Source organism: Kribbella sp. NBC_00482, assembly GCF_036013725.1.
Taxonomy (GTDB): Bacteria; Actinomycetota; Actinomycetes; order Propionibacteriales; family Kribbellaceae; genus Kribbella.
The window spans coordinates 8,297,369-8,320,215 of sequence record NZ_CP107881.1; the positions used below are offsets into that span (position 1 = coordinate 8,297,369).

The 22,847-nt window shown below is 69.7% G+C and carries 16 protein-coding genes; 9 read left to right on the forward strand and 7 right to left on the reverse strand.

Annotated features, from left to right (window positions below; genetic code table 11):
• Window positions 1-35: 35 nt before the first annotated feature.
• Window positions 36-1,685, forward strand: a complete 1,650-nt coding sequence (locus tag OHB24_RS39890) for an FAD-dependent oxidoreductase (protein ID WP_327636159.1) — start codon at window positions 36-38, stop codon at window positions 1,683-1,685.
• Window positions 1,685-3,070 carry a sensor histidine kinase gene (locus tag OHB24_RS39895; RefSeq protein WP_327636160.1) on the forward strand — a complete coding sequence of 462 codons (1,386 nt, stop codon included), beginning with the start codon at window positions 1,685-1,687 and terminating at the stop codon, window positions 3,068-3,070. Before OHB24_RS39890 ends, OHB24_RS39895 begins: the two co-directional genes overlap by 1 nt.
• A 2-nt stretch (window positions 3,071-3,072) precedes the next feature.
• Here OHB24_RS39895 and OHB24_RS39900 read toward each other — a convergent pair whose 3' ends face one another.
• Window positions 3,073-3,657, reverse strand: a complete 585-nt coding sequence (locus tag OHB24_RS39900) for a hypothetical protein (RefSeq protein ID WP_327636161.1) — start codon at window positions 3,655-3,657, stop codon at window positions 3,073-3,075.
• A 291-nt stretch (window positions 3,658-3,948) separates the two neighbouring features.
• The gene (locus tag OHB24_RS39905; RefSeq protein ID WP_327636162.1) at window positions 3,949-6,531 is read right to left on the reverse strand and encodes an MXAN_6230/SCO0854 family RING domain-containing protein; all 2,583 of its coding nucleotides are present in this window, start codon (window positions 6,529-6,531) and stop codon (window positions 3,949-3,951) included.
• A 777-nt stretch (window positions 6,532-7,308) separates the two neighbouring features.
• Between OHB24_RS39905 and OHB24_RS39910 the strand changes: the two genes are divergently transcribed.
• Window positions 7,309-8,532 carry a GGDEF domain-containing protein gene (locus OHB24_RS39910; RefSeq protein ID WP_327636163.1) on the forward strand — a complete coding sequence of 408 codons (1,224 nt, stop codon included), beginning with the start codon at window positions 7,309-7,311 and terminating at the stop codon, window positions 8,530-8,532.
• On the opposite strand, the gene OHB24_RS39915 is transcribed toward OHB24_RS39910, so the two are convergent.
• A complete protein-coding gene (locus tag OHB24_RS39915; protein ID WP_327636164.1) occupies window positions 8,522-9,496 on the reverse strand; it encodes a zinc-binding dehydrogenase in 975 nt (324 codons plus the stop codon). The two genes, OHB24_RS39910 and OHB24_RS39915, sit on opposite strands and share 11 nt — an antisense overlap.
• 103 nt (window positions 9,497-9,599) lie before the next feature.
• Between OHB24_RS39915 and OHB24_RS39920 the strand changes: the two genes are divergently transcribed.
• Both OHB24_RS39920 and OHB24_RS39925 read left to right on the forward strand, forming a co-directional pair.
• The gene (locus OHB24_RS39920) at window positions 9,600-12,407 is read left to right on the forward strand and encodes a DEAD/DEAH box helicase (protein WP_327636165.1); all 2,808 of its coding nucleotides are present in this window, start codon (window positions 9,600-9,602) and stop codon (window positions 12,405-12,407) included.
• On the forward strand, window positions 12,400-13,638 hold the full coding sequence (locus tag OHB24_RS39925; protein WP_327636166.1) for an SWIM zinc finger family protein: 1,239 nt from the start codon (window positions 12,400-12,402) through the stop codon (window positions 13,636-13,638). Before OHB24_RS39920 ends, OHB24_RS39925 begins: the two co-directional genes overlap by 8 nt.
• A 3-nt stretch (window positions 13,639-13,641) precedes the next feature.
• Here the strand turns inward: OHB24_RS39925 and OHB24_RS39930 are convergent, their stop codons facing one another.
• From OHB24_RS39930 to OHB24_RS39945, 4 genes are all read right to left on the reverse strand, one after another.
• Window positions 13,642-13,986, reverse strand: coding sequence for an iron chaperone (locus OHB24_RS39930; protein ID WP_327636167.1), 345 nt, complete (start codon window positions 13,984-13,986; stop codon window positions 13,642-13,644).
• A gap of 4 nt (window positions 13,987-13,990) precedes the next feature.
• Window positions 13,991-14,632: a hypothetical protein gene (locus OHB24_RS39935; RefSeq protein WP_327636168.1), complete on the reverse strand. Its 642-nt coding sequence runs from the start codon at window positions 14,630-14,632 to the stop codon at window positions 13,991-13,993.
• Between the two features lie 260 nt (window positions 14,633-14,892).
• Window positions 14,893-15,873, reverse strand: coding sequence for an SGNH/GDSL hydrolase family protein (locus OHB24_RS39940; protein ID WP_327636169.1), 981 nt, complete (start codon window positions 15,871-15,873; stop codon window positions 14,893-14,895).
• 47 nt (window positions 15,874-15,920) lie between these two features.
• Complete coding sequence (locus tag OHB24_RS39945; RefSeq protein ID WP_327636170.1) at window positions 15,921-16,715, reverse strand: TrmH family RNA methyltransferase; 795 nt, start codon at window positions 16,713-16,715, stop codon at window positions 15,921-15,923.
• 439 nt (window positions 16,716-17,154) lie between these two features.
• Here OHB24_RS39945 and OHB24_RS39950 point away from each other — a divergent pair, with 439 nt between their 5' ends.
• The 4 genes from OHB24_RS39950 to OHB24_RS39965 are packed head-to-tail and all read left to right on the forward strand — an operon-like array spanning window position 17,155 to window position 22,772.
• Window positions 17,155-18,345, forward strand: coding sequence for a hypothetical protein (locus tag OHB24_RS39950; protein WP_327636171.1), 1,191 nt, complete (start codon window positions 17,155-17,157; stop codon window positions 18,343-18,345).
• Window positions 18,342-19,007, forward strand: coding sequence for a hypothetical protein (locus OHB24_RS39955; protein WP_327636172.1), 666 nt, complete (start codon window positions 18,342-18,344; stop codon window positions 19,005-19,007). The genes OHB24_RS39950 and OHB24_RS39955 overlap by 4 nt, the downstream gene beginning before the upstream one ends.
• Entirely contained in the window at window positions 19,000-19,668 is a 669-nt protein-coding gene (locus OHB24_RS39960) for a hypothetical protein (RefSeq protein ID WP_327636173.1), read from the forward strand. Before OHB24_RS39955 ends, OHB24_RS39960 begins: the two co-directional genes overlap by 8 nt.
• Window positions 19,665-22,772, forward strand: a complete 3,108-nt coding sequence (locus OHB24_RS39965) for a chromosome segregation ATPase (RefSeq protein WP_327636174.1) — start codon at window positions 19,665-19,667, stop codon at window positions 22,770-22,772. Before OHB24_RS39960 ends, OHB24_RS39965 begins: the two co-directional genes overlap by 4 nt.
• Window positions 22,773-22,847 lie beyond the last annotated feature (75 nt).

A 22,847-nucleotide genomic window follows, 5' to 3' on the forward strand; every position in this document is an offset into this window, starting at 1 on the left:
TGACGGGATCGGTTCACTGCTGTGGGGGGCACCGCGTGAGCAAACCTGCGATTCTTACGGTCGACGACGATCCGATGGTCTCGGCGGCCATCTCCCGCGACCTGCGCCGCCGGTACGGCGACAACTACCTGGTCGTCCGCGCGACGTCGGGCGACCAAGCGCTCGCCGCCCTGACCAAACTTGCGCTGCGCAACCAACCGATCGCGTTGATCGCAACCGACCAGCGGATGCCCGGCATGACCGGCATCGAACTGCTCGAACGCGCCCGCGAGCATGCCCAGAGCGCGAAGTACCTGCTGCTCACCGCGTACGCCGATACTGACGTGGCGATCCGCGCGATCAACGAGATCGGCCTCGACTACTACCTGCTGAAGCCCTGGGACCCGCCTGAGGACCAGCTCTTCCCGGTCGTCGACGACCTGCTCGGCGACTGGCAGCACGCCAACCCCGAGCACACCTCCGACGTCCGTGTCGTCGGCAACCGTTGGTCGGACCGCGCGCACGACATCAAGACGTTCCTGGCCCGCAACCACGTCCCGTACCGCTGGTTCGACGTCGAGCGCGACGCGGAAGGACAGCGCCTCAAGGACCTCGCTGATGCCGCCGACCACGACCTGCCGCTGGTCCTGATCCCGGAAGGCGACACTCTCCGCTCCCCCACGGCCCGCGACCTCGCCTCTGCCCTCGGTCTGCGGACCCGGGCCGAGCAACCGCTGTACGACGTCTGCATCGTCGGCGGCGGCCCGGCCGGGCTGGCGGCCGGCGTCTACGCCGCGTCCGAGGGTCTCAGCACGGTGATCGTCGAACGCGAGGCACCCGGCGGACAAGCCGGGCTCAGCGCCGCGATCGAGAACTACCTCGGCTTCCCGCGCGGCCTGACCGGCTCTGACCTCGCCCAGCGCGCCGTCGCGCAGGCGTCACGCTTCGGCGCGGAGATGGTGCTCGCGCGCTCGGTCGTCGGCCTCGAGTCCCGCGGCCCCGTGCACGCCGTACTGCTCGAAGAATCCGGTGAGATCGAGGCCCGCGCGCTGATCGTCGCGACCGGCGTCTCGTACCGCAGCCTCGACGTCGACGGCCTCGGCGACCTCACCGGCCGCGGCGTGTACTACGGCGCGACGGCGAGCGAAGCCAGGCAGGTCCAGGACGACGACGTGTACGTCGTCGGCGCGGCGAACTCGGCTGGACAAGCAGCGCTCAACCTGGCCCGCTACGCCAAACGCGTCGTCCTGCTGGTCCGCGGCGACACGCTCGAGAGCTCGATGTCGCGGTACCTCATCGACAAGATCGCCGAGGCCGCGAACGTCGAAGTACGGTGCCGGACCGAGGTGGTCGGCTGCCGCGGCGACGGTCATCTCGAGGCTCTGACGTTCGCCGATCGCACTTCCGGCCGGGTCGAGGAGGTGCTCGCGAGCTGGCTGTTCATCTTCGTCGGAGCGATCCCGCGGACCGATTGGCTCGGCGATTCCGTCGTACGCGACGCCAAGGGGTTCGTCGTGACGGGGCCGGATCTGATCGCGCAGAACCGGTGGTCGCTGTCCAGGCCGCCGTACGCGCTGGAGACCAGCGTGCCGGGAGTGTTCGCGGCCGGCGACGTCCGGCTCGACTCGATGAAACGCGTCGCGTCCGCGGTCGGCGAAGGCGCCATGTCGATCTATCTCGTCCACCGCTACCTTGCGACCGTCTGATGTACGCCGCAGAACTCCATGACATCCCGCTCTTCGCCGGGTTGACCGATGCGCAGCTGGACGAACTGGTCGACGGCAGCACCGAGGTGTCGATCGAGCGCGGCGTCGACCTGTTCCACGAGGGCGAACCCGCGGACTTCTGGTGGGTGCTCGTCGACGGCGCGATCTCGCTGCACCGCAAGATCGGCCGCGAGGACACCGTGCTGGGCAAGATGGACGTCCCGGGCCGCTGGGCGGGCGGATTCCGCGCGTGGGACGAGCACGGCCTGTACCTCGCCAGCGGCCGCGGACTCGCCGAAGGACGGGTACTTCGGGTGCCGGCCGACGTACTGCGGGAGCGGATCGACGACTGGTTCCCGCTCGCCGGGCATCTGATCAAGGGCGTGTACGGGACCGCGCGGGCGATCGAGTCGACCGCCCGACAGCGCGAGTCGCTGATCACCCTCGGCACGTTGGCGGCTGGGCTGGCGCACGAGATCAACAACCCCGCCGCAGCCGCCGCACGCTCGGTCAGCGCACTCGACACCGCTTGCGTCACGCTGCTGTCGGCGCTGCGCGGGCTCGCGGAAGGCGACGCGACGGCCGTGCAGTTCAGTGCGCTCGACGAGCTTCGGCTCGAGCTCGGATCGGGTACGGCGGCGCCGGATCCGGTGGACCTCGCCGATCACGAGAACACCATCGCGGACTGGCTCGACGACCACGGCGTCGACCGGTCGTGGTTCATCGCGCCCCCGCTCGCCGCGGCCGGCACGACTGTGGACTGGTGCGAGCGCGCGGCCGACGTACTCGGTGATGCTTTGGGGGCCGGCCTCGAGTGGGTGGCCAGCACGTTGTCGGTCGCGACGCTGCTCGGCGAGGTGAAGGAGTCGACGCGGAGGATCACCGAGCTGGTGGCCGCGGTCCGCTCGTACTCGCAGATGGACCGCGGCTCGATCCAGACGATCGACGTCACCGAAGGTATCGAGAGCACGCTCGTGATGCTCGGGCACAAGCTGCGTGACGGCGTCGAGGTGGTGCGCGCGTACGGCGCCGGCGTACCCCGGATCGATGCGTACGCCGGCGAACTCAACCAGGTGTGGACGAACCTCATCGACAACGCGGTCGACGCGATGGAAGGCGCCGGCACGTTGCGGATCACGACCCGAACCGATGGCGACCGGATCGTGGTCGAGTTCACCGACACCGGTCCCGGGATGCCGCCCGAGGTCGCGGCCCGCGCGTTCGAGCCGTTCTACACGACCAAGGACGTCGGGAAGGGCACCGGACTGGGCCTGGACATCGCGCAACGGATCGTCGCCGAACACCACGGCGGCACGATCGCCATCACGTCACGCCCAGGCGAGACCACGGTCCAGGTGCGACTCCCGCATCAACCACCGAGCTGAGATCAGGTGTCGTGTTCGAGGATGCGAACTCGGGGCACCTTCAGGAGCTTGCGTGCCTTGGTGGTCCAGTCGGAGCACACGAACGATGCTGCGGTCTCCGGCCACGCGACCACCACGACCTCTTGGCTCTTGGTGGTCTTCACCATCTGCATCAGCGCCAGCAGCACCTCGCCGTGCGTGATGGAGACGTGCACCGGGTAGCCGCTCGCCGCCCGGAGCTGCCGGGAGCTGTGCTCGATCACCGAGGCGAGATCGACGGCCGGGTCGGCGAGGGTCGCCGTCGGTACTGCGCCCTGTGTTCCACGCTGTGTTCGACTCTGGGCCCGGTCAACTGTTGCTGGGGGTCTGATGCGCGCCGACGCCACCGTCGCCGAGCCGACCACGGACGCCGCGCCGGTCATACCGGCCACGTCCGCGAATGTCGATCCCAGCAACGCCATCGGACCGCCGAACCCGCTCTCCGGATGACTGGAGACCAGCAGGTGGTAGTCCACGGTGTCTTCGCGCCTTGCATGCAGGGCGGCAACGCGGCGCGCGTCGCCCTCGCTCATCTCCCGCTCGATGAGCACCACCACGTCGTACGTCATTCGTGGCTCCCTTCGCGTCAATTCCGTTGTACTCCTGCCGGGGACCCGACCAAAGCACCGGCCGCGCGTCCGTCACGGAATTGTCAAAGTCTTCTCAGGCTCCTGCCAGGGAGTGTCGGGTGGTTCCACGCCGTAGCGAGGAGGTGCTCGGTGCGGTGCATCGGCGCGCGGGGGCGAAGGTCTCGATGCGGAGCATCGTGGCCTTTGCACCCGTGCGGCGAGGTGCCGTGCCGAGTGCCCCGCAGTAGGCGTGGAACCATCCGACACTCCCTCGACTCGCCCGAGCGCAGGTTATGGAGCAGGAGAGGTTGCTCCGAGGCTCGCGCGAGCGCGGGTGTCGGGTGCCAGAGCCGACAGCAGGTACGGCGCGTCGATCAGTGACAGGCTCGCGCCGTCGAGAAGCCGCGGATGCAGCGCGTACACTTCGGCGCCCGCGCGCGGGGTGACGTCGCCGTCCAGAACCGCGACGAAATCGGCGCGTTTGGCCGCGTCCTCGTCCCAGCTCCGGTCCGGCTCCAGCCGGGCGACGACCCGCCGCGCGAACGTCGCCAACTCCTCGGCCGGGTCACGGACGTAGCCGACGACCGACCCGTCGGCGCACCGGACAGCGATCTCGTCGGCCCGCGCCGCCGCGTGCCAGCAGCAGATCTCCCACAGGCTCACCCGGTCGCCCGACCCGTGCACCTCTTCCAGCGTCGCCGCCATCAGCCCGAGATGACCGCCGTACCTCGCGATGTTGTGACCGTATCCGGCCGCGCCGAGGTTCACGTCGTACCAACGCAGTTCCTTGGTCCGCAGGTCGACGCCGAACGGCATCAGGATCTTCGCCGCCCCGGCCAGGTCGAAGCGGTCCTCGACCGCCGCCGGATCGAACAGCCCGTTCGGTTGCCGCAGCACGCCGACGAAACCGCGCTCCAACTCGTCGAACGGTACGTCGTTGTAGCTGAACACCACGGGCAGCAGGTAGCGACCGCCGACCCGGCGCACCGCACGCAGATCGATGTCCACGAACTCCGTCGAACCGTCGGGACCCGGCGCAGACGTCAGATCGCCGGAATGCACCAGCGCGTCCTGGTCGAACCGCAGCCGGGTGTAGTCGCACAACCCGACGAAGGCCCACTCCTCGTCGAACACCGCCACCGACAGGTCGAGATCGATCCGCCGCCCCCGCGGCTCGACCCAGTGCAGGAACAGCCGCAGCAGCTCGTCCTGCGGGATCGGCACCGCACTTCCCCGCGTCATCCGCAGCAGGCTCGACGACGCGTTCCGCTCCGAGCCGGGCGCGGCCATCCGGGACAGCTCCTCGTCCAGGAACACCCGTCGCCAGCGCGGCAATCCCGTTGCCCGGCGCAACATCTCCCCCATCAGTACGCCGGACAGCTCGACGGCGAGGGCACTGGGCAACGGCTCCCGGTCGTCGACCGACGTCCAGATCCGGGCGGTCCCACCGCGCGGGAAGAACAACCGCAGATCGCCCGGCGGCGTCCGGACCTGTCCCAGGGCGGCCGTGATGACGGCCGGAGAGACGTCCGACACCGCGGTCGTCACGGCGTCGACGAGCTCCGCGTGCTGCTCCGGCGGAAGCGCACGCGCCAGGTGCACAAGGCGGCGTACCAAGTCGCCTGGACGCTGCCGCAGCAGGTCGAGCGCCTGCTCCGGCCGCCCTTGCGTGAAAGCGCCTTCGAGGCGTGAGCTGAACGTGCTCATCACGAGCCGCCCGTCCTCGACCCGCACCAGCGGATGGCGCGAAGCCTCGCCCGCCACCGCCCGTCCGGCGGCCGTGCCGAGATCCAGATCGGTACGACGGAGGACGGCGAACGCCAGCGCCGCGACCGGGAACCGCGTCGCGAACTCGAACGGGTGCAGGTTCTCCGCGATCCGTTTCCAGGCACGCTCGTGGCGCAGCATGTCCTCCACCAGCGTCTCGACGGGCAGCCGGTCGAGACGCTCCAGCACGAGCCGTCGAGTTGCCCGTGGCAACGACTTCCGCCGGGCCGGCGGCGTCCGCAGCCCGGGGTCGGCGTCCATCAAGGCGTAGATGACCCGCAGTACGTCGGTAGCGGTGTCGGCGCGATCGAGCAGCTCGGGATCGTCGGCCAGGAAGTGCGCGATGACCAGAGCACGGGTCTCCCGGACCGGGATGTCATCGGGCAGCCACGCCGAGCTGGCGCCGTCGAGCAGCACCTGCAGGTCCGCGCGGTCCGCGGCGGACAAGGGTGCGCGCCGCGCCAGTAGGGCTCCGACGGTCTGGCGGACCGAGTCGGCCGTGGCCAGCGCGAGCAGCCGCAGGCGATCCGAACGGACATGCGTCGGCGGCTCCTCGGCCGGCGAAGGCTTGAGGAACGGATCCTTCGGGTCGATGCGCCGCAGACACAGCGGACAGGCGCTGAGGTCGGTGCCGTCCCAGCACGTGCGGCAGACCAGGTGTGCGCACGGGGAGACTGCGTGGACGGAGGTGGTGTCGCCGCAGAGCACGCACGGTTGCTCAGGCTCCTGCAGCAGGCGGGCGAAGACCCGGTTCACGTAGAAGGTCTCGGTGTTGCCCGGCACGCTCTCCGGGAAGCCCCGGAACAACGGCGTGTGCTTGGCGTCGAAACCGGACTCGGCGTCGAGCAGGTCGAGCAGCGCGCCGCCGAACCCGGCCAGCGCGGGCGCCGACAGCGAGGCACAGTGCCTGTACAGACCGACTGAGAGCAGGAGGCCGCGCTGGATCAGGTCGGCCTGCAGCGCGGACAGGCCCGCCTGGATCGTGAGCGGTCGGCGCAGCCACTGCCAGGCGGAGCGCCGTACCGGTGGAGTGAGCGCGGGAGCATCGACGAGCCGGCGGCGGCGCAGCAGGACAGCAGCTTGCGAATCCGCTGGTTGGTCCGGCATGCCGTCTCCCCACTGACGTTCTTCACCTGAAGAGTGCGCCAGGGGCGGAGAGCGGACGCGCTACTTGGCCTGGTGAAGGAGAAGGAAGCACGTCCAGGAGCCGCCCCTGGCACTGAGAACGCTACCGGCCGCCACCGACAGTTTCCGGGCCGACCGCAGAGGGGCTGAAAAGAAGAGCTCCGGTAGCAAGGTCGGGGCCGCCCCGCCCAGACCTCGCTACCGGAGATCTCCAGAGTAGAACGTTCACCCAAATCCCGCGCCACCGGGTCCCCGATTCGTGCCGAACTGGCACTGATGCGCCGCGCCGACGCCGACGCGATCACCCTCGGCAGGTGCGGCACCACGGATAGTAATTGGCATAGTCCGTAGATAATGGCGGTGCGGGAAATTGCCGGGCTCCCGGGTTTATGCGGTGAACGATTTCTGTGGAATGTAAGAAAAAGGTAAAGAAATACCGCCGGTCACCAGTCGTTGCCGCCACCGGTGAACCAGTCGTTGCCGCCGAGGCCGTCGGTGCCGGTACGGACGAGGAGCGCTGAGATCTGCATGATTTTCGACCCTTCTTGGTGCTGACCAACTGGTGGAATGGCCCGGGCATCCGGGTGACCTGCCGTGAACAGGTCGTTACTATGACCGCATAACCGCTCAGATCGACCGCTTGTGAGGCAGACGATGATTCTGATCGGTCGGAGCAGCTGGGTGCCACCTCGGCAATGGAAGCTCTGGTCGTTGCCGAGGACCGCATTGGCTTATGTGCTCGCGATTGATTTGATTGCGGTGACGATTACCACACTCGCGGCCCGGAGCACACTGAGCGGCCCGAATTCCGGCGTCCGGCATTCGGAATGGGTGGCGTTCGGCGTACTCGCCGTGGCCTCGACCCTGCACCTGGAGTTTGCCCGCGGAATCGAGCGTCGACGCGAGCTGGCGGCCAACACCTCGCCACACACGAACCTGAAGTGCCTGTGGATCTTCGCGGCTCTGCTGCTGCTCCCGCTGTCGCTGGTCGTCCCGCTGGTCGTGCTGGCCTACATCTACTCCTGGTTCCGTGTGTACGGCCGGACCGTCGCGCACCGCAAGGTCTTCTCCACCTCGACGTACGTCCTGGCCAGCGCCGCAGCGGCCGCCGTACTGCGCGCAGGCGGTCTCCTGGACGCTCCGCGCGTACCGACCGGTTTCTGGACGCTGCTGGTGGTTATGGCCGCGGCCGCGACCTGGTGGCTCGTGAACTACGCACTGGTGATCGGAGCGATCCTGCTGTCCACTCCGGACGCCACGGCGCGTGAGGCGCTCGGTGAGCTGTCTGACCAGATGGTCGTGTGCGCGGGCCTGGGGCTGGGCGTGGCGATCGCTGCGGTGCAGACGTCGTACCCCTGGGTCGTTCCGGTGCTCATGGTGACGGTGCTGGCGCTGCACAGAGACCTGCTGCTCCCGCAGTACCAGCGGGCTGCCGGCATCGACGACAAGACCGGTCTGGCCACTTCGTCGTACTGGGCGAGTGCAGTGCCCGCAGAGCTCGCTCGTGCGGACACACTGCGCAGCACGGTCGGTCTACTGATGCTGGACCTGGACAAGTTCAAGGAGATCAACGACACCTACGGTCACCCGGCTGGTGACGAGGCGCTGCGTGCCGCGGGCGAAGCGATCCGTGCGGAGGTGCGGGACGGCGATCTGGTCGCGCGGGTCGGCGGAGACGAGCTGGCGGTGCTGCTGCCGGGTGCGTTCGAGTCCGAGGTGCTGGAGATCGCGGAGCGGATCAGAGAGCGGCTCGTGGCCCTCACGGTCTCGGTCAGTACGACGGACGGGGGTACGGCGACGCTCGACGGCGTACCGGCGTCGTTCGGCGCGGCCGTCTACCCGGCTGTCGCGAACACGATGGACCAGCTGATTCTGGCCGCTGACGACGCACTGCTGCGCGCCAAGCGGTCCGGGCGGAACCAGATCGTGGTCGCCCGCCCGAACCACTCCGACGAGGTTGTCGAGCAGACAGTCAGCGACTGACCTCGATCAGCGCCTTGCCGCGCAGCGTGCGGTTCTCCAGCGCCCGGTGCGCGTCGGCCACGTGGTCGAGGTCGTAGACCTGGTCGATGACCGGCTTGAGGTCTCCTGCCGCCGCGCGGGCGATCACCGCAGCGCCGGTGACCGACGTGGTTGTCGAGTCGGCGCGCAGATCCATGATGCCCTTCACGGTGAGGCCGCGCCGCTCGACCTCGGCGGTGTCGTACGGCGCGAAGCTGCCACTCGGCGCACCGTGGGCGGAGATCCAGCCGCCGTCCTTCACCACGCTGAACGCGGCCGCGCCGAGTTCGCCGCCGGCGCCTTCGAACACGATGCCCGCGCCTTGGCCGTTCGTTGCCTCAAGTACCAGCTTCTCCCAGCCCGGCTTGCCGTAGTCGATCAGGACGTCGGCGCCCTGGGCCCGGCTGAGTTCGAGCTTCTCGTCGCCGCGGGCGGCCGCGATGACGTGGGCTCCGGCCTTGTGCGCCAGCTGGATCAGCAGCAGGCCCATGCCGCCGGCAGAGGCAGTGATCAGGACTTCCTGCCCGGCCATCGGCGGCGCGAGTTCCTCGAGCATGAGGGCCGTGAAGCCGTCGCCGTACACCGCGACTGCGGTCCGCAGGTCGAGTTCGGGCGGTACCTCGACCAGATCGGTCGTGGTCAGGGCCAGCTCCGCATGCGCGCCGAAGGCCACGCCGCGCCCCACGACGGTCTTGCCGATCCAGTCGGCAGGTACCTCCGCACCGACCGCGCGGACCCGTCCGCCGAGGTTGCTGCCGGTGACGTACGGCGCCTGCACGTCGAAGAACTCGCCGTGCTGACCCCGGCGGATCGCGGTCTCGACGAAGATCACGTCCGCGATACCGACCTCGACGAGCACCTGCCCCGCGGCGGGCTCGGGAGCCGGGACCTCGCGGGTCTCGATCACGTCCGGACCGCCGAACGCGGTCACTACTGCTGCACGCATATTCACACTCTCCGGTTGTCTGCTTGAGCCTCCGAGCCTGCAACCTCAACGCTGGTTCAGGTCAAGTCCGGGATTGTCGGTGGCGCGGCGTACTGTGCGGGGCATGTTCGACGCCGTCTTCGTGCCTGCTGACCCGCCGCGCGCGGGCCGGCTGGCGCTGTACGGCGACCTGGCCGGATCCGATGAAACCGCCAACGGGACGGTCGACCTGGTGCTCCCCCGCGGCACCACGGTCCGCCGCACCACGGTCCCCGCTCGCCTTCTGGGCATAGAAGAAGTGCTGACCCGCCTTGCCGAGCAGGACTCCGATCGGCTGGATGGCTCGGGCAGTTGGGCGGCGTGGCGGGCGGCTGGGCTTGCCGGCTTGGTGCTGATCGGACGCGGACGCCTGGTGCCGGATCGGAGCCCGGAGGGGTACGGCGCTTGGCGGGTCGCGCCGCTCGACCCGCTCGACCAGGCCTGGCTGCGGAACCTCAGCGCCGCAATGCCGGCGTACGGTCATGCTCTGCCGCTCGAAGGCACCCGCCCTGTCCGGCTGATCGAGCCGGAGCAGCTGGTCCGCGCGTTCTGGGACGCGCTCGCGGACACCCTGGTCCGCACCCCCGCTGCAGCCGTCGCGGTCCGCCCCGGAGCTGCGCCGTTCGCGGCCGCCGAGCCCACAGCGCTCCCAGGTCCGACCGCCTGGCTCGACGAAACCGCCCTGGCCGAACAGGCCGGCACCCGCCTCGTCCTGCGCATCGAACCACCCGACTCGACGGACGACTTTCGGGCAGTTCTGCAGTTGCGGAGCGGCGTGGACCCGAGCCTGCTCGTCGACGTCGCGGACATGTGGAACGCGCCGGCCGCCGTACTCACGGCCCTCGGCGAACGCGCCGAGACCGACCTCCTCCTCGCCCTCCGGCGCGGTGCCCGGGTCTGGCCGCCGCTCGGTTCAGCGCTCCGGGATGCGGCGCCGGAAGACGTCCCGATCGACGACGAGGCGTTGGAAGAGCTCGCCGAGGGCAGTACGGCGCTGGAAGGCGCCGGCATCGAGGTGCTCTGGCCGACCGAGCTGTTCGCCGGCGAGCTGGCCGTCCGCGGCACTGTCGCAACGCCGGCTCCCGGCGCCGTCACCGGCCCCGATTTCAGCCTGACCGAGCTCGTCGCGTTCCGCTGGCGTCCCACGCTCGACGGTCAGGACCTGACCGAGAGCGAGGTTGCCGCGCTCGCCGAGGCCAAGCGCCCGATGATCCGCATGCGCGGCCGCTGGATCCGGGTCGACCACGACCTCGTCCGACGGCTCCGCAACGGCTCCACCCGCCGGCTCACCGGCGCCGAGGCGCTCGGCGCCGCGCTCACCGGGACCATCGAGGTCGACGGCGAGCTGGTGCCGTTCGACGCCGACGGTTCGCTGGCCGCGATGCTCGCCCGGCTGCGTACGGCCGAGGAGCCGGCACCGTTCACCGAGCCCGCCGGTCTCAAGGCGACCCTGCGCGACTACCAACGCCGCGGTGTCGCCTGGATGGCGCAGCTCGCCAACCTCGGACTCGGCGGCTGCCTGGCCGACGACATGGGCCTCGGCAAGACCATCCAGGTCATCGCGCTGCATCTGCAGCTCAAGGGGCGCGGTCCGACCGTCGTCGTCTGCCCGTCGACGTTGCTCGGCACCTGGGAGCGGGAGTTCGAGCGGTTCGCCCCCGACGTACCGACCCGCCGCTATCACGGCGCCGGACGGACGCTCAGCGATATCGCACCCGACGAGGTCGTGCTCACGACGTACGGCGTGGTGCGCCAGGACCACCGCGTGCTCGGTGAGATCGCGTGGGGTCTCGCCGTTGCCGACGAGGCGCAGCACGCGAAGAACCCGTTGTCCCGCACGGCCCGCTCCTTGCGGACGTTGCCGTCAGCAACCAGGATCGCGCTCACCGGTACGCCGGTGGAGAACCGGCTCTCCGAGCTGTGGTCGATTCTCGATTGGGCGGCGCCGGGTCTGCTCGGCACGCTCGACAGGTTCCGCCACGACGTCGCCGTACCGGTCGAGCGGTTCCACGACGAGGAGGCGACCGCTCGGCTCGGTCGAGTGACGCGGCCGTTCCTGTTGCGTCGACGGAAGAGCGATCCGGGGATCGCGCCGGAGCTGCCGCAGAAGTCCGAGCACGATGTCGTCGTACCGCTGACCACCGAGCAGGCCACGCTCTATCAGGCTGTCGCGAAGGAAACGCTCGCGAAGATCGAGGAAGCCGAGGGCATCGCGCGGCGCGGGCTGGTGCTGAGTCTGCTCACGCAGTTGAAGCAGGTGTGCAACCATCCGGCGCAGTTCCTGCACGAGCCCGGTCCGCTCGAGCGACGGTCCGGAAAGCTCGCGGCGCTGGACGAACTGCTCGACGTGATCCTCGCCGAGGGCGAGTCGGTGCTGATCTTCAGTCAGTACGTCGAGATGTGCCGGCTGATCGAGGCGCATCTGGCGGCGCGGCAGGTCAAGACGCTGTTCCTGCACGGTGGCATCGGGGTGCGGAAGCGCGAGCAGATGGTGGAGCAGTTCCAGTCGGGCGAGGCGCCGGTGTTCCTGCTGTCGCTGAAGGCCGGCGGGGTCGGGCTGACGCTGACGCAGGCGACGCATGTCGTTCATTACGACCGGTGGTGGAACCCTGCGGTCGAGGATCAGGCGACGGACCGCGCGTACCGGATCGGTCAGGATCGGCCGGTGCAGGTCCATCGGCTCGTCACCGAGAACACGCTCGAGGACCGGATCGCCACGGTGATCAACGCGAAACGCGACCTCGCGGACGCGGTCGTCGGGTCGGGTGAGGCGTGGTTGAGCGAGCTGTCGGACTCGGAGCTGACTGAGCTCGTCGAGTTGTCGACGGGACCTGTGCGATCCGGGTCGGCGAGTGCCTACAACCCTTCTGCTGTTGGGAAATCCGATGGCTGACGAGGATCGGACGCCGTGGCAGGGGTGGCGGCGAAAGGGCGAGGACGCCGGGCTGCCGGCGGCCAAAGGTGCGGGGAGCCGGCGATCGTTCGGGGCGACGTGGTGGGGACGGGCCTGGTTGGAGGCGCTCGAGCAACGGGCACGGCTCGATCCGGGTCGCCTGTCGCGCGGACGGTCGTATGCGCGGCGCGGCAGTGTGCTGGAGCTGACGGTCAGCCCGGGCGAGGTCGAGGCGATGGTGCAGGGCAGCCGCGTCACGCCGTACCAGGTGACGGTCCGGATCCGTGCGTTCTCCTCGGCCGAGTGGGACGCCGTACTCGAGGTTGTTTCGGCGCAGATCGGGCGCGTTGCCGCGTTGCTCGACGGGGAGTTGCCGCCGGAGGTTGTGGAGGATGTGCAGGCGGCCGGGCTGGATCTGCTGCCGGGTGCGGGCGAGGTGCTGACGAACTGCAGTTGCCCGGACTTCGCCGTACCGTGCAAGCATTCCGCGGCCGTTTGCTACTTGGTGGCGGATGCGCTGGACGACGACCCGTTCTCTTTGCTTTTGCTGCGCGGGCGCCGCAAGGACGAACTCCTCACCGCCCTCCGCTCCCGCCGCACCGGCACCACTGCTACACCAGCCGCGCCGCGCACGCCCGCACCAGCAGGTATCCCCGCAATCGCAGCCTTCGCGGCCCGTGGCGGGCAGGTGGGTGTGGTTCCTGTGCCGGCGCCGCCTCGGCCGCTCGGGGCGCCGGGCGTACCGGCGGCGGTGAAGGTGCTGGACCCACCGCGATCGTCCGGCGTCGACGTACGCGACCTCGTCGCCCTGGCCACCGATGCCGCCCGCCGAGCCTGGGAACTGGCCTCCGGCGACGTCAACCAGCCACTCACCTTCGAGCAAGACCTTGCCCGCCGAGCAGCAGCCTCCCTCGGTACGCCGGAACTCGCCGACCTGGCGCACCGAGCCGGCATCTCCGCCCGCCAACTCACCACCTGGGCCACCGCCTGGCGCCAAGCCGGCCCCGGCGGCCTCGCCGTCACCGTCGACGACCCTCACGACGTAGACCCCGAAGCCCTCACCGAAGCCCTCGAAGCCCTCCCCCACGCCACCACTGAAGCCAACCGAGTAACCACCGCCAAAATCCAACTCCGCCTCGGCCGAGACAACCTCTGGTACCGCTTCGACAAAAGCTTCAACGACTGGACCCTCACCCGCCCACCCGCCCCCTCCCCCCAAGACCTCCTCTGACCTTCAGGCCCGCGCCGCCACGAATGCTTCGGTGAGGCGGGTGATGAGGTCGTACGGGATTGGTTTGTTGTAGGGGAATTTGAGGGTGCCTTTGCCGGAGTGGTACGGGGTCAAGGCTTTGGTCAGGGCTGGGTCGGCGGGTGGGATCGGGTAGATCGCGAGGTGGGTCTTCCAGGCGCTGAAGTGCACGAGGGAGGTGCCGTCGAGGGTGATGGTCGGCATCTGGTAGCTGATCTTCTCGCCGGCGTCGGGCACGGCGGCGTGGATGGTACGGCGTACCTCTTCGAGCACCTCGCGGACCTCTGCGGGGAACGACGCGATGTACTCGTCCACTGTCTCGAATGCCATCTGGCTATCCTGCCGCGGTCAGCGGGACGAACGGCATCGGTTCGGGTTCTGGGTTCGTGTCCCAGGGTTCGTCGAGTGGGGTCGGGCGCCACTTCCAGGAGGCGGGTGCCGGTGCGCCCGCGAGCGTCGTACGGCCGGTCAGCCGACGCAGTTCGAGCCACGGGTCGTCGGCTGCGCGCGGTTCGTGCGGGAACAGGCGCGTGAGGACGCGATCGCACAGGTCGGAGGGCGGATCGAGCGGGCGGTCCAGTCCGTCTGCGAGATCCTGGCCGTGGACGAGCAGCTCCACGCACGCCATTCCGGCGAAGCCCTCCGGGTCGCCGATCCCCCACGGATGGAACGCCCGCATCCCGGCCGGGCTCGCACGCACGACCGACGCGACGATCCGCCCCGCGGCCTCGACGAAATCGAGTACGCCGGCCGGCGGGGCGAGCTGTTGCGCCTGAGCGGACCAGCGCACGTACTGCGTCCGCGCACCCACCGCGAGCTGCGACGCCCAATGCAGGTGCGCCTGGCCGATGTGTTCGGCCGTCTTCCGGCAACTCCAGTCGATGGTCCCGGCCCGCACACCCCAATCAGCCTCAACCGCCGGCCGCAGCGCCCCCACCACACACTCGGTCGCCACCTCGACATCACCCGCCGTCACCACAACCGCTCCTCTCGACGCCCCCAGTCTGCGACCCCAGAACGCCGAAAAAACAGTCTGTTGCGCAACCCCCGTTTCTGTCATAAATAGAAGGAAGAGCTGCCGCACTGGCAGGTTGTTGTCCGACTGGCGGGTTGTAACACGCCAGCGATAAAACAACCCGCCAGTGGCGAACCATCCGGCTGCCGTACGCCGAGTCGTGCCGCCGGATCAGCCACAGCAGGAGCGGCCACGTGCAGGGAGGTGTGCTGCGCGGCGCGTCAGGCGGGGCGGCGGAGGGTGGTTTGGGCTTCGAGGGCGCTGATTAGGTGGGTGGCGATCTTGGTGTGACCGGCGACTGTGGGGTGGACCTGGTCGGTGCAGTCGTCTTCGGTGATCCAGCCGGTGGAGTCGACGCAGATCAGGTTCGGGTCGTCGAGGGACTTCACCGCGGCCTGGATCGTGTCCGCGTGCTTGCCGTTGAACGGGGTCAGCGACACCAGAGTCGCGGACGGGTACGCCGTACGCACCCGTCGTACGTAGTCCGCGTACTCCTCGATCTCCAGCGTCGGGTCGTTCACGCCGAGGTTGATCACCACCACGTCCGACGGCTCCACCCGCTCGGCCGGCGACCCCGCGAAGTTCCATCCGAACGAGTCGACCCCGGCCGGCACCTCGCCGTTCCCCGGCTTGCTGATCCCCTGGCTCCCGAACCCGACCTGGTACGACGTGGCGCCGAACGCGCGCGCGGTCAGATAGGCGTACGACGTCGTACCGTCGGCACCCTCCGACTCCGGGTGCTCGCTCAGCGACCGCACGCCCTGCGTGATCGAGTCGCCGTAGAACTCGATCCGCGGACCTCCCGGCCGGCCGCTGAGCCGCAACGCCGACCGAACGTCGAGCACGAGACCAGCGAACACGACCGCGCACTCGAACGGCGGGTTCCACCGGTTGACGTGCTCGTTGACGTCCTTCACCACCACGGACACCTGGTGCCTGCCGTCGGGCTCTGACAGCTCGATGACCGGTCCTTCGAGGACGTGCAGCGAAGGCTCGCCGTCGTCGACAGTGATCCACAGGTGCGGCGCGACGGTCAGCCCGTCGGTGTCGAACAGCAGTTGCAGCCGCTCACCGGCGTACGAGAACGAGATCCGCGACCCGGAGTTGACGGTGGTCGCCACGCCGGGCTGCTGTCCCCACTGTCCTTCCAGGACGATGCGCGGATCGGACGGGGCGACGATCTCGCCTGGATCGAACGGCACAACAGGCTCCTTCTGCTCGGTTTGCCGTGCCATTCTGCCTGGCCCGTTCACCACCCCTCCTTCCGAGCCCGCGCCTCGAACAGCAGGATCCCGGCCGACAGCGCGACGTTCAGCGAATCCGCCTGACCGAGCATCGGGATCGACACCGCGTCGAACCCCTCGTCGTGCCACGCCCGCGACAACCCCGAGCCCTCCGAACCGACCACGAACGCGGTCGGACCGTCGTACTGCGGGACTCGGTACGTGCCCGTCGCGGCAGGGTCCGCGAGGTGCACGCGGAACCGGTGGCTCCGCAGCCACGCGGCGGCTGACGGGATGTCGTCGAACTCAACGATCGGCGTCGAGAGGACGGTGCCGCGGCTCGCGGAGTACACGGCGGGGTGCGTCGGGCGGGCGCGGCGGCTGGTCAGGACCAGGCAGTCGACGTTGGCGGCGTCCGCCGTACGGATCAGGGTGCCGAGGTTGCCGGCGTACTCGACCCCGTCGGCCACCAGGACCAGCGAGCGGCTGGTGAAGCGGAACGCCTGCGGTCGCCACTCCGGGACCCGGGCGATCGAGATGAGGCCGTCGGAGCGGGTCTTGCGGGACAGACGGGCGAGCAGCTTCTCGGAGATCCGGTAGACCTCAGTGGCGCGGTCGGTGATCCGGGCGACATCCGCCGTACCGGCTTCTGGGCACCAGAAGAAGGTCTCAACGGTAGCTGTCGTGGTGAGCAGGCGGTCGTGTTCCCAGGTGCCTTCGACCATGATCCGGCCGGGTGAACCGTTCTTGCGCAGCGCGAGCAGGTCACGGACACGGGGGTTTTGAGCGCCAATAGAGCGGACAAAGGGGTGCACAGTCATGTGCAAGCTCCGTAAGGAGAGAATCAGCAAGCGCGCCGGGGACCCTGCAACAGGGCCCGCACCGGCGGGGCGACACCCATCAGAGGGGGTCTGAGGACCCTGCGCCGTAGCGAGCAGGTGCTCGGCGGAGTGCCGCGGTGTGCTGGAGGGAAGGGTTCGATGCGGAGCATCGTTCCCTTTCCTCCAGTGCAGCGAGGTGCCCGCCGAGTGCCGCGCAGTAGGCGCGGGGTCCTCAGATCCCCTCTCGGGTGCCGTGGTACTGACGCGGCCTGTCGACCGCGTCAGCCAAGGATTCTCATCACACCTCGGATGGTAGGCAGCCGCGCATCCGCCGTCATCCGGTTTTCCACAGGCCGGTGGCGGGCGAGTTTTGGTCTGTCGGTGCGGGTGGTTAGAGTCCTTTCTCTGATAGCCCCGCTATCACACGGGAGGAGTGCGGGTGGACGCGACATTGCTCGACGCCGAGGCCGACGCGGCCGTGCTGCGTGTCTACCGCCAGGTGTTCGCCGTGCTCGCCCGCGAGGCCGGCGCGATGATCGTCGATCCGGACCTGCTCGACGCCGACCAGGCGATCCTGGACGCGTTCGCGGAGGCGGGCAGCGACGGTCTGACCGTGGAGCAGGCCACTCTCGCCTGCCGGGCGTATCCGCACGACGTGATCGTCCGCCGCTTCGACGTCCTCCGGCAGTACGGCGCGATCACCAAACTCGTCGACCGTCCGAACGAGTTGCGCCACCGCGCCGCCTTCGCGCCGTACGTGATGCTGATGTTCCTGCGGCGGATGTCCGTCCAGGGCGGGCAGGGTGAGCTGCACCAACTGCTCACCCTCGAGGCGCACAGCGTCAGCGACCCGCAGGCGACGGCCGACGACGGCAAGGCCTCGATCGGCCGCCTGACCAAGGTCTTCCGCCTGCTCGGCAACGAGCTCGCCATCCTGGTCTCGACCAGCACCACCGCCCAGCTCCGGGAGAACGCCCAGCTCGCCTGGGGCAACGAGCGCTTGATCGTGCAGGCCGAGAAGGTGCACCGGCTGGTCCTGGACCGCTGGCCCGAGCTGCACCGCGACTGCACCTCGCTCCGGATGGCGCTGGCGGCGTACGCCGACGCTGTCCAGCTCGCCGCCGGCCGCCTGGTCGAGCGCGCCGGTACGACGCGGGCGCTCGGCCTCCTGCCCATCGAGACCTGGCTGACGTTCTCCCGAAGCAGCGAGCCCGACACGTTGGCCGCCGTACTAGACGGTCTGTTGTTCGACGCCGCCGCACCGGGCTTCTCCGCGCAGACGATGGTGGAGGCAGTAGAAACAGGACGCCGCAGCGGCACCGCGCGGATGGCGCCGCCTCGCCCGACCGCAGACGCGGATGCTCCGGAGTCCGCCGCGGCGACGGACCGCGAGGACCTGCGCGCCGAGGCGGAGCGGGTGCTGGCCGGGCGCCCGACCGTCGACATCGTCGAGGTCATCGACGAGGCAGGCGACTGGATCACCGCGCGGCGCGTGCTCGCCGAGCTGACGGCGGCGCACCTGCACGACGAGCTCGAGTACGAGCTGGTGTGGTCCGACGGCATGCGGATCGATCCCACCGCGGGTACGCCGTGGGCGACCGAGGGCGTGTTCCGCCGGGTGGTCCGATGAGTACCGAGACGGTCGAGCGGCGGCTGTACAACGCGTTGTGGTGGGCGAAGGTGCAGTCCGCCGGCCCGCTCGAGGTCGACCCGGACACGCCCGCCGTCGCCGGTCTCACCCGCGCGGCGGCACCGGACGGGTCAACCGTCTGGCTGGTGCCGACGCTCCCGTCGGGCGCGGGTCATGGCGTGCTCGACGAGCTCGACGCTCCCCCGGTCGCCGTCGAGCAGCCGAACGAAACGGCGCGTATCCTCGCGATCTGCGTCGCCTGCTGCTGGACCGACCGCAGCGCGCCGGCCTGGCCCGGTGCGACCGGCACGCTCGCACAGATCAGGTCCGTGTACGCCGGGATGCGCGGCCGACCCGAGCAGTCGAGCGATCTCACCCTGATCATCGGCAGCCTGCGCCGCCTGCACGCCACGCACTGGCTCCTGTGGGACGACAAGGCCGGCGAGGTCCGCCTCGGCCCGCGGGTCATCACCTGGACCGCGGCCGACCTGTCCACCCTGCGCGACCTCTGCCGCCACCTCCCGGACCCACCGCCGGCCAACCTGACCGCACCCACCGAGAAGCCGACCCCGACGACCGCCCTCCCCGACGCGGACGCGGACGACAGGGCGGACGCGGATGACTCGGACGCGGATGCGGATGCGGAGGTGGCGGATGAGTGAGCAGCATGCGTTGTTCGATCCTCTGCTCCAGGACCTCAGCGACCGCTCCCGCGACGAGGTGCTCGCCGCGTTCAGCGCAGTGCAGTACGCCGCACACCCGGTCGCCGAGGTACAGCTCGCCGGCCTCCGCGACGTCACGCTGCGCCGCCAGGTGCAGCGCATGCTCAAGCTCATCGGCCGGACCCTCGTCCACGTCGACGGCACCCATTGGACCGCAGGGTACGACGACGACATCGCCGCGAGTCTCGTGGCCCAAGGCTGGCAGCCGTTGTCCGTCATCGACCGCGCGGTGCTGGTGCTGGTGCTCATTCATTCCGTCGCGATCCCCCGCAGCGAAGGCATCCTGACCGGCGACAGCTGGAAGTCCGCACGACCCACCACGGTCGACGAGCTGCGGACGACCAGGATCAGCGGCGAGGAGCGGCGCCTTGCCCTGCAGCGATTGCGCGCCGCGGGATTGATCCAGCTGTCCGGCGATCACTCGGGCGGCCCGTCGTACATCCCGGGTCCGCAACTGCAGCGACTGACACCGGCCGCACGCCGTCGCCTGCAGGATCAGCTCATCCTCGCCGCCGCCCCGGCCAGCCCGATCGCCGAGGCCATCCGCGCCCGCAACGGCGTCCCAGCAGAAGTCAGCACGACAACGGGAGAAGACGTATGAGCGAGGACGGGCCGTTCGACATCCTGGGGTCGAAGGTGCTGCTCGGTGTGCAGGTCGTCGACCTGTCCCGCCTGTCGACGCACCCGATCCCGATGATCGGCCGCGGCCTGATCACAGTCGCCGGCCAAGGCCCGACCGACTCGAACGGCGCCGGCAAGTCGTCCTGGATCGCCGCGCTCAGCCTCTTGCACGCCGACGACCAGTGGCGCCTGACCAGCGGTGCGCCCGGCGCGGCCGAGTTGCTGTTCACCGCTGAGGCGGCCGGCCAGGAAGGCAACTGGTCGAACGTCGACCGCGGCTACATCGTGGGCGTCTTCTCCGACCCGGACCTCACCGACCTCGACGAGATCGAGACGGCTGCGATCACGGTCTGGATCCGCATCAACCGCAAGGCGTCGTACATCGATCTTCGCTGGAAACAGGGCCTGCACATCCCGTACGGCGCGACCGAGGCCGAGCGGGCCGCCGGCGCCGACGCGTTGTGGGCCACCCTCCCGCACTCGAACGGCCGCACCGACTTCCACGCCAACAAGCTTTCCCAGGTGCTGTACGGCGGACAGGTCCGGTGCGTCTCGTTCCTCTCGACGTCGGTGCGTTCGAGCCCGACCGCGAACCTGCTCGCCGAGCCGCTCAACGAGCTCGGCCCGGCCCGCATCTTCAACGCGATCGCGACGCTCACCGGTCTCGACCACGAGCTCGAGCAGGAGCAGGCGCATCGCTCCGCCGAGCACACGCAGCGCGAGGCGACCAAGCAGGCGACCGCCGACCTGCAGCGCTGGGAGCAGGAGATGGCGGCTGTCGAGGCCGGCATCCTGCAGCGTGCCGCGGCACGTGAGGCGCTCGCCGCGGCCAAGGAGTCCTGGCAGGCGCGCTCGGCGCGGCACCTGATCGACGGCTCCGCACGGAACGACGAAATCCTTCAGGAGCTGGGAGTTCTCGACGAGCGCGTCGCCGAGCAGGAGGCTCGGAAGGAAGCGATCGAAGCCGATATCGATGCCTTCGGCAACGAGGAGGGCATGCTCCGGGACGTCCAGCTGACCCGCCAGGAGCGGGACAAGCTCGACGCACGCGACCGGGAGCTCGATCTGGCGCAACGCTCGGTGCGGGAGCAACTGGAGCGTCTCGGTCAGGAGCATCGGCGGCTGCTCGACGCGGGTCGTTCGGCGGACGGCCGCGACCTGGCCGCGGCCGCCGACGAGCAGGCCGAGGCCCGCGAGGTGCTGGAGGAGTACATCGGCCGCGACCACGCCGCGCGGGTGGCGGTCGAGCACACAGAGGCCGACCTTCGTGAGGCCGAGAGCGGTCAGACCGTCTCCGCGACCCAGCAGCAGGTGCTGGAGACCGCAGGCATCGAGTGCGGCGCCCTGACCGATATCACCGAGCTGCCGGAGTCGGACCGGGCCGAGTGGGAGCCGCGGCTCGCGCCGTACCGCGAGGCCGTGGTCATCGACGCCGGTGACGCGACCGTCGCGACGACCGCGCTGGCCGACGCCGGGTACCCCGGATTCCTGCTGGTGCTGGCGAATCGCCCCGGCGCACCGAAGTCGCGCCGTGGGCCGAAGTCGGCGGACAAGCGGTTCACACTGGACGGATTCTTCGCCGCACTCGGCGAACGCGCGACCAAGGAGAACATCGACGAGACCGCCGGCGTCGTCGCGGTCGGGCAGTTCGACGAACCGATCACCGGCCGGACCGCGCGGATCCAGGCGGCCGGGCGGCGCGTGGAGGCAGCCAAGGCGGCCCGCGCGGTCGCATCTGCCGCGCTCGAGCAGGCGCGGTCCCGGGTCGATCAGGCGGAGCGCCGTACCGCGGCCGCCCAGGCGCTGGCCGACGCGGACGCGGTCCAGGAGCAGATCCTGCAGCTCCGCGAGACCATCGACCGGCATGAGACCGATCGGGACTCGCTTGCGCCGCAACTCCAAGCAGCGAAGGAGTCCGCCGAGACCGCCGCCGGCCAGCAATTGGTCCGCGACGAACGGCTGAAGAACCTCGAAGCGACCCGTCGCGACCACGACCGGATCCTCGACGAGCTGACCGGTCGACGCCTCGCGCTGCGCGAGGAGCAGACCACGCTCGACCTCACCACCCGGACCACCGCCTGGGGCGGGACGCCCGCGGAAGCCGAGGCGTTCATCCTCGGTCTGGCCGACGACGCGCAACGCCGTACGACGGCCGACTGGAACCACCAGGCCTGTACGCAGCTCGACGATGTCATCCGCCGCTGCTTCCCGAACGCGCGGTCGCGGGAAGAGATCCCGACCGAGCTGTGGGAGATCCTGAACGGCGCGGACGGCTGGACGAACGGCACGCTCGGCGACCGCGTCGGCCTGGTGCCTGCGCTGCAACGCACGCTGAGCAGCCACCTCGCCCAGCACGAGACGTTCGACAGCCTGCAGCAACAGCAGATCGCCAGCCAGCGCGCCGAGCGGAACGCCGCCCTCGAACGCGCCCGCGAAGGCCTCGGCGAAGCGGAGAGCACGGCCCGCGCCCACCGCGCGTCGCTCGCCGACGGCATCAAGGCACGACTCCGTCTGGTGTCCCAGGAGTTCGACCGCCTCGACCAGCAGTACGGCGGGTACGGCGCGAAGCTCGAGTTCCCCGAGCCCGATCCGCCCGCGGAGCCCGACAAGCCGTGGCGCTGGACGGTCACGCCGAAGTGGCGCCGGTCCGAGGGCGGCCCGTTCTCGGCGTTCAACGTCAAGGGCAACACCGCCCAGATGGACGAGAAGGCGGTGAAGCTGGTGTGCGCGGCCGCGCTCGCCGGCGGTTCGGACCGTCCGCTGCTGCTGATCCTCGACGAGCTCGGACGCAACCTCGGTTCACAGCACCGTCGCGAGGCGGTGGCGTTGTTCGAGCAGATCGGTCGCGACCGGAACATCACCGTGATCGGCGCGCTCCAGGACGATATGGAGCGGTACGCGCTGGCCTCGTCCCGGCTGTACGTCAAGCTCCGGCGCAGCTCGGACACCATGCCGTACAACCAAGCGCCGGTGGTGAAGGGCAACGAGGACAACGCGTCCCGGGTCGAGCTGCTCCGCGAGTGGATGACGTCGTACCGCGGTTCGACGCCGACGCTGGAACTGGCCTCGCCGACGCTCACGTAGTCCGACAATTTCCGACAGAAACAATCACGCGAGGTCTTGACCTCGCTCCGTGGGTCCGCATACTCACCAGGTGAG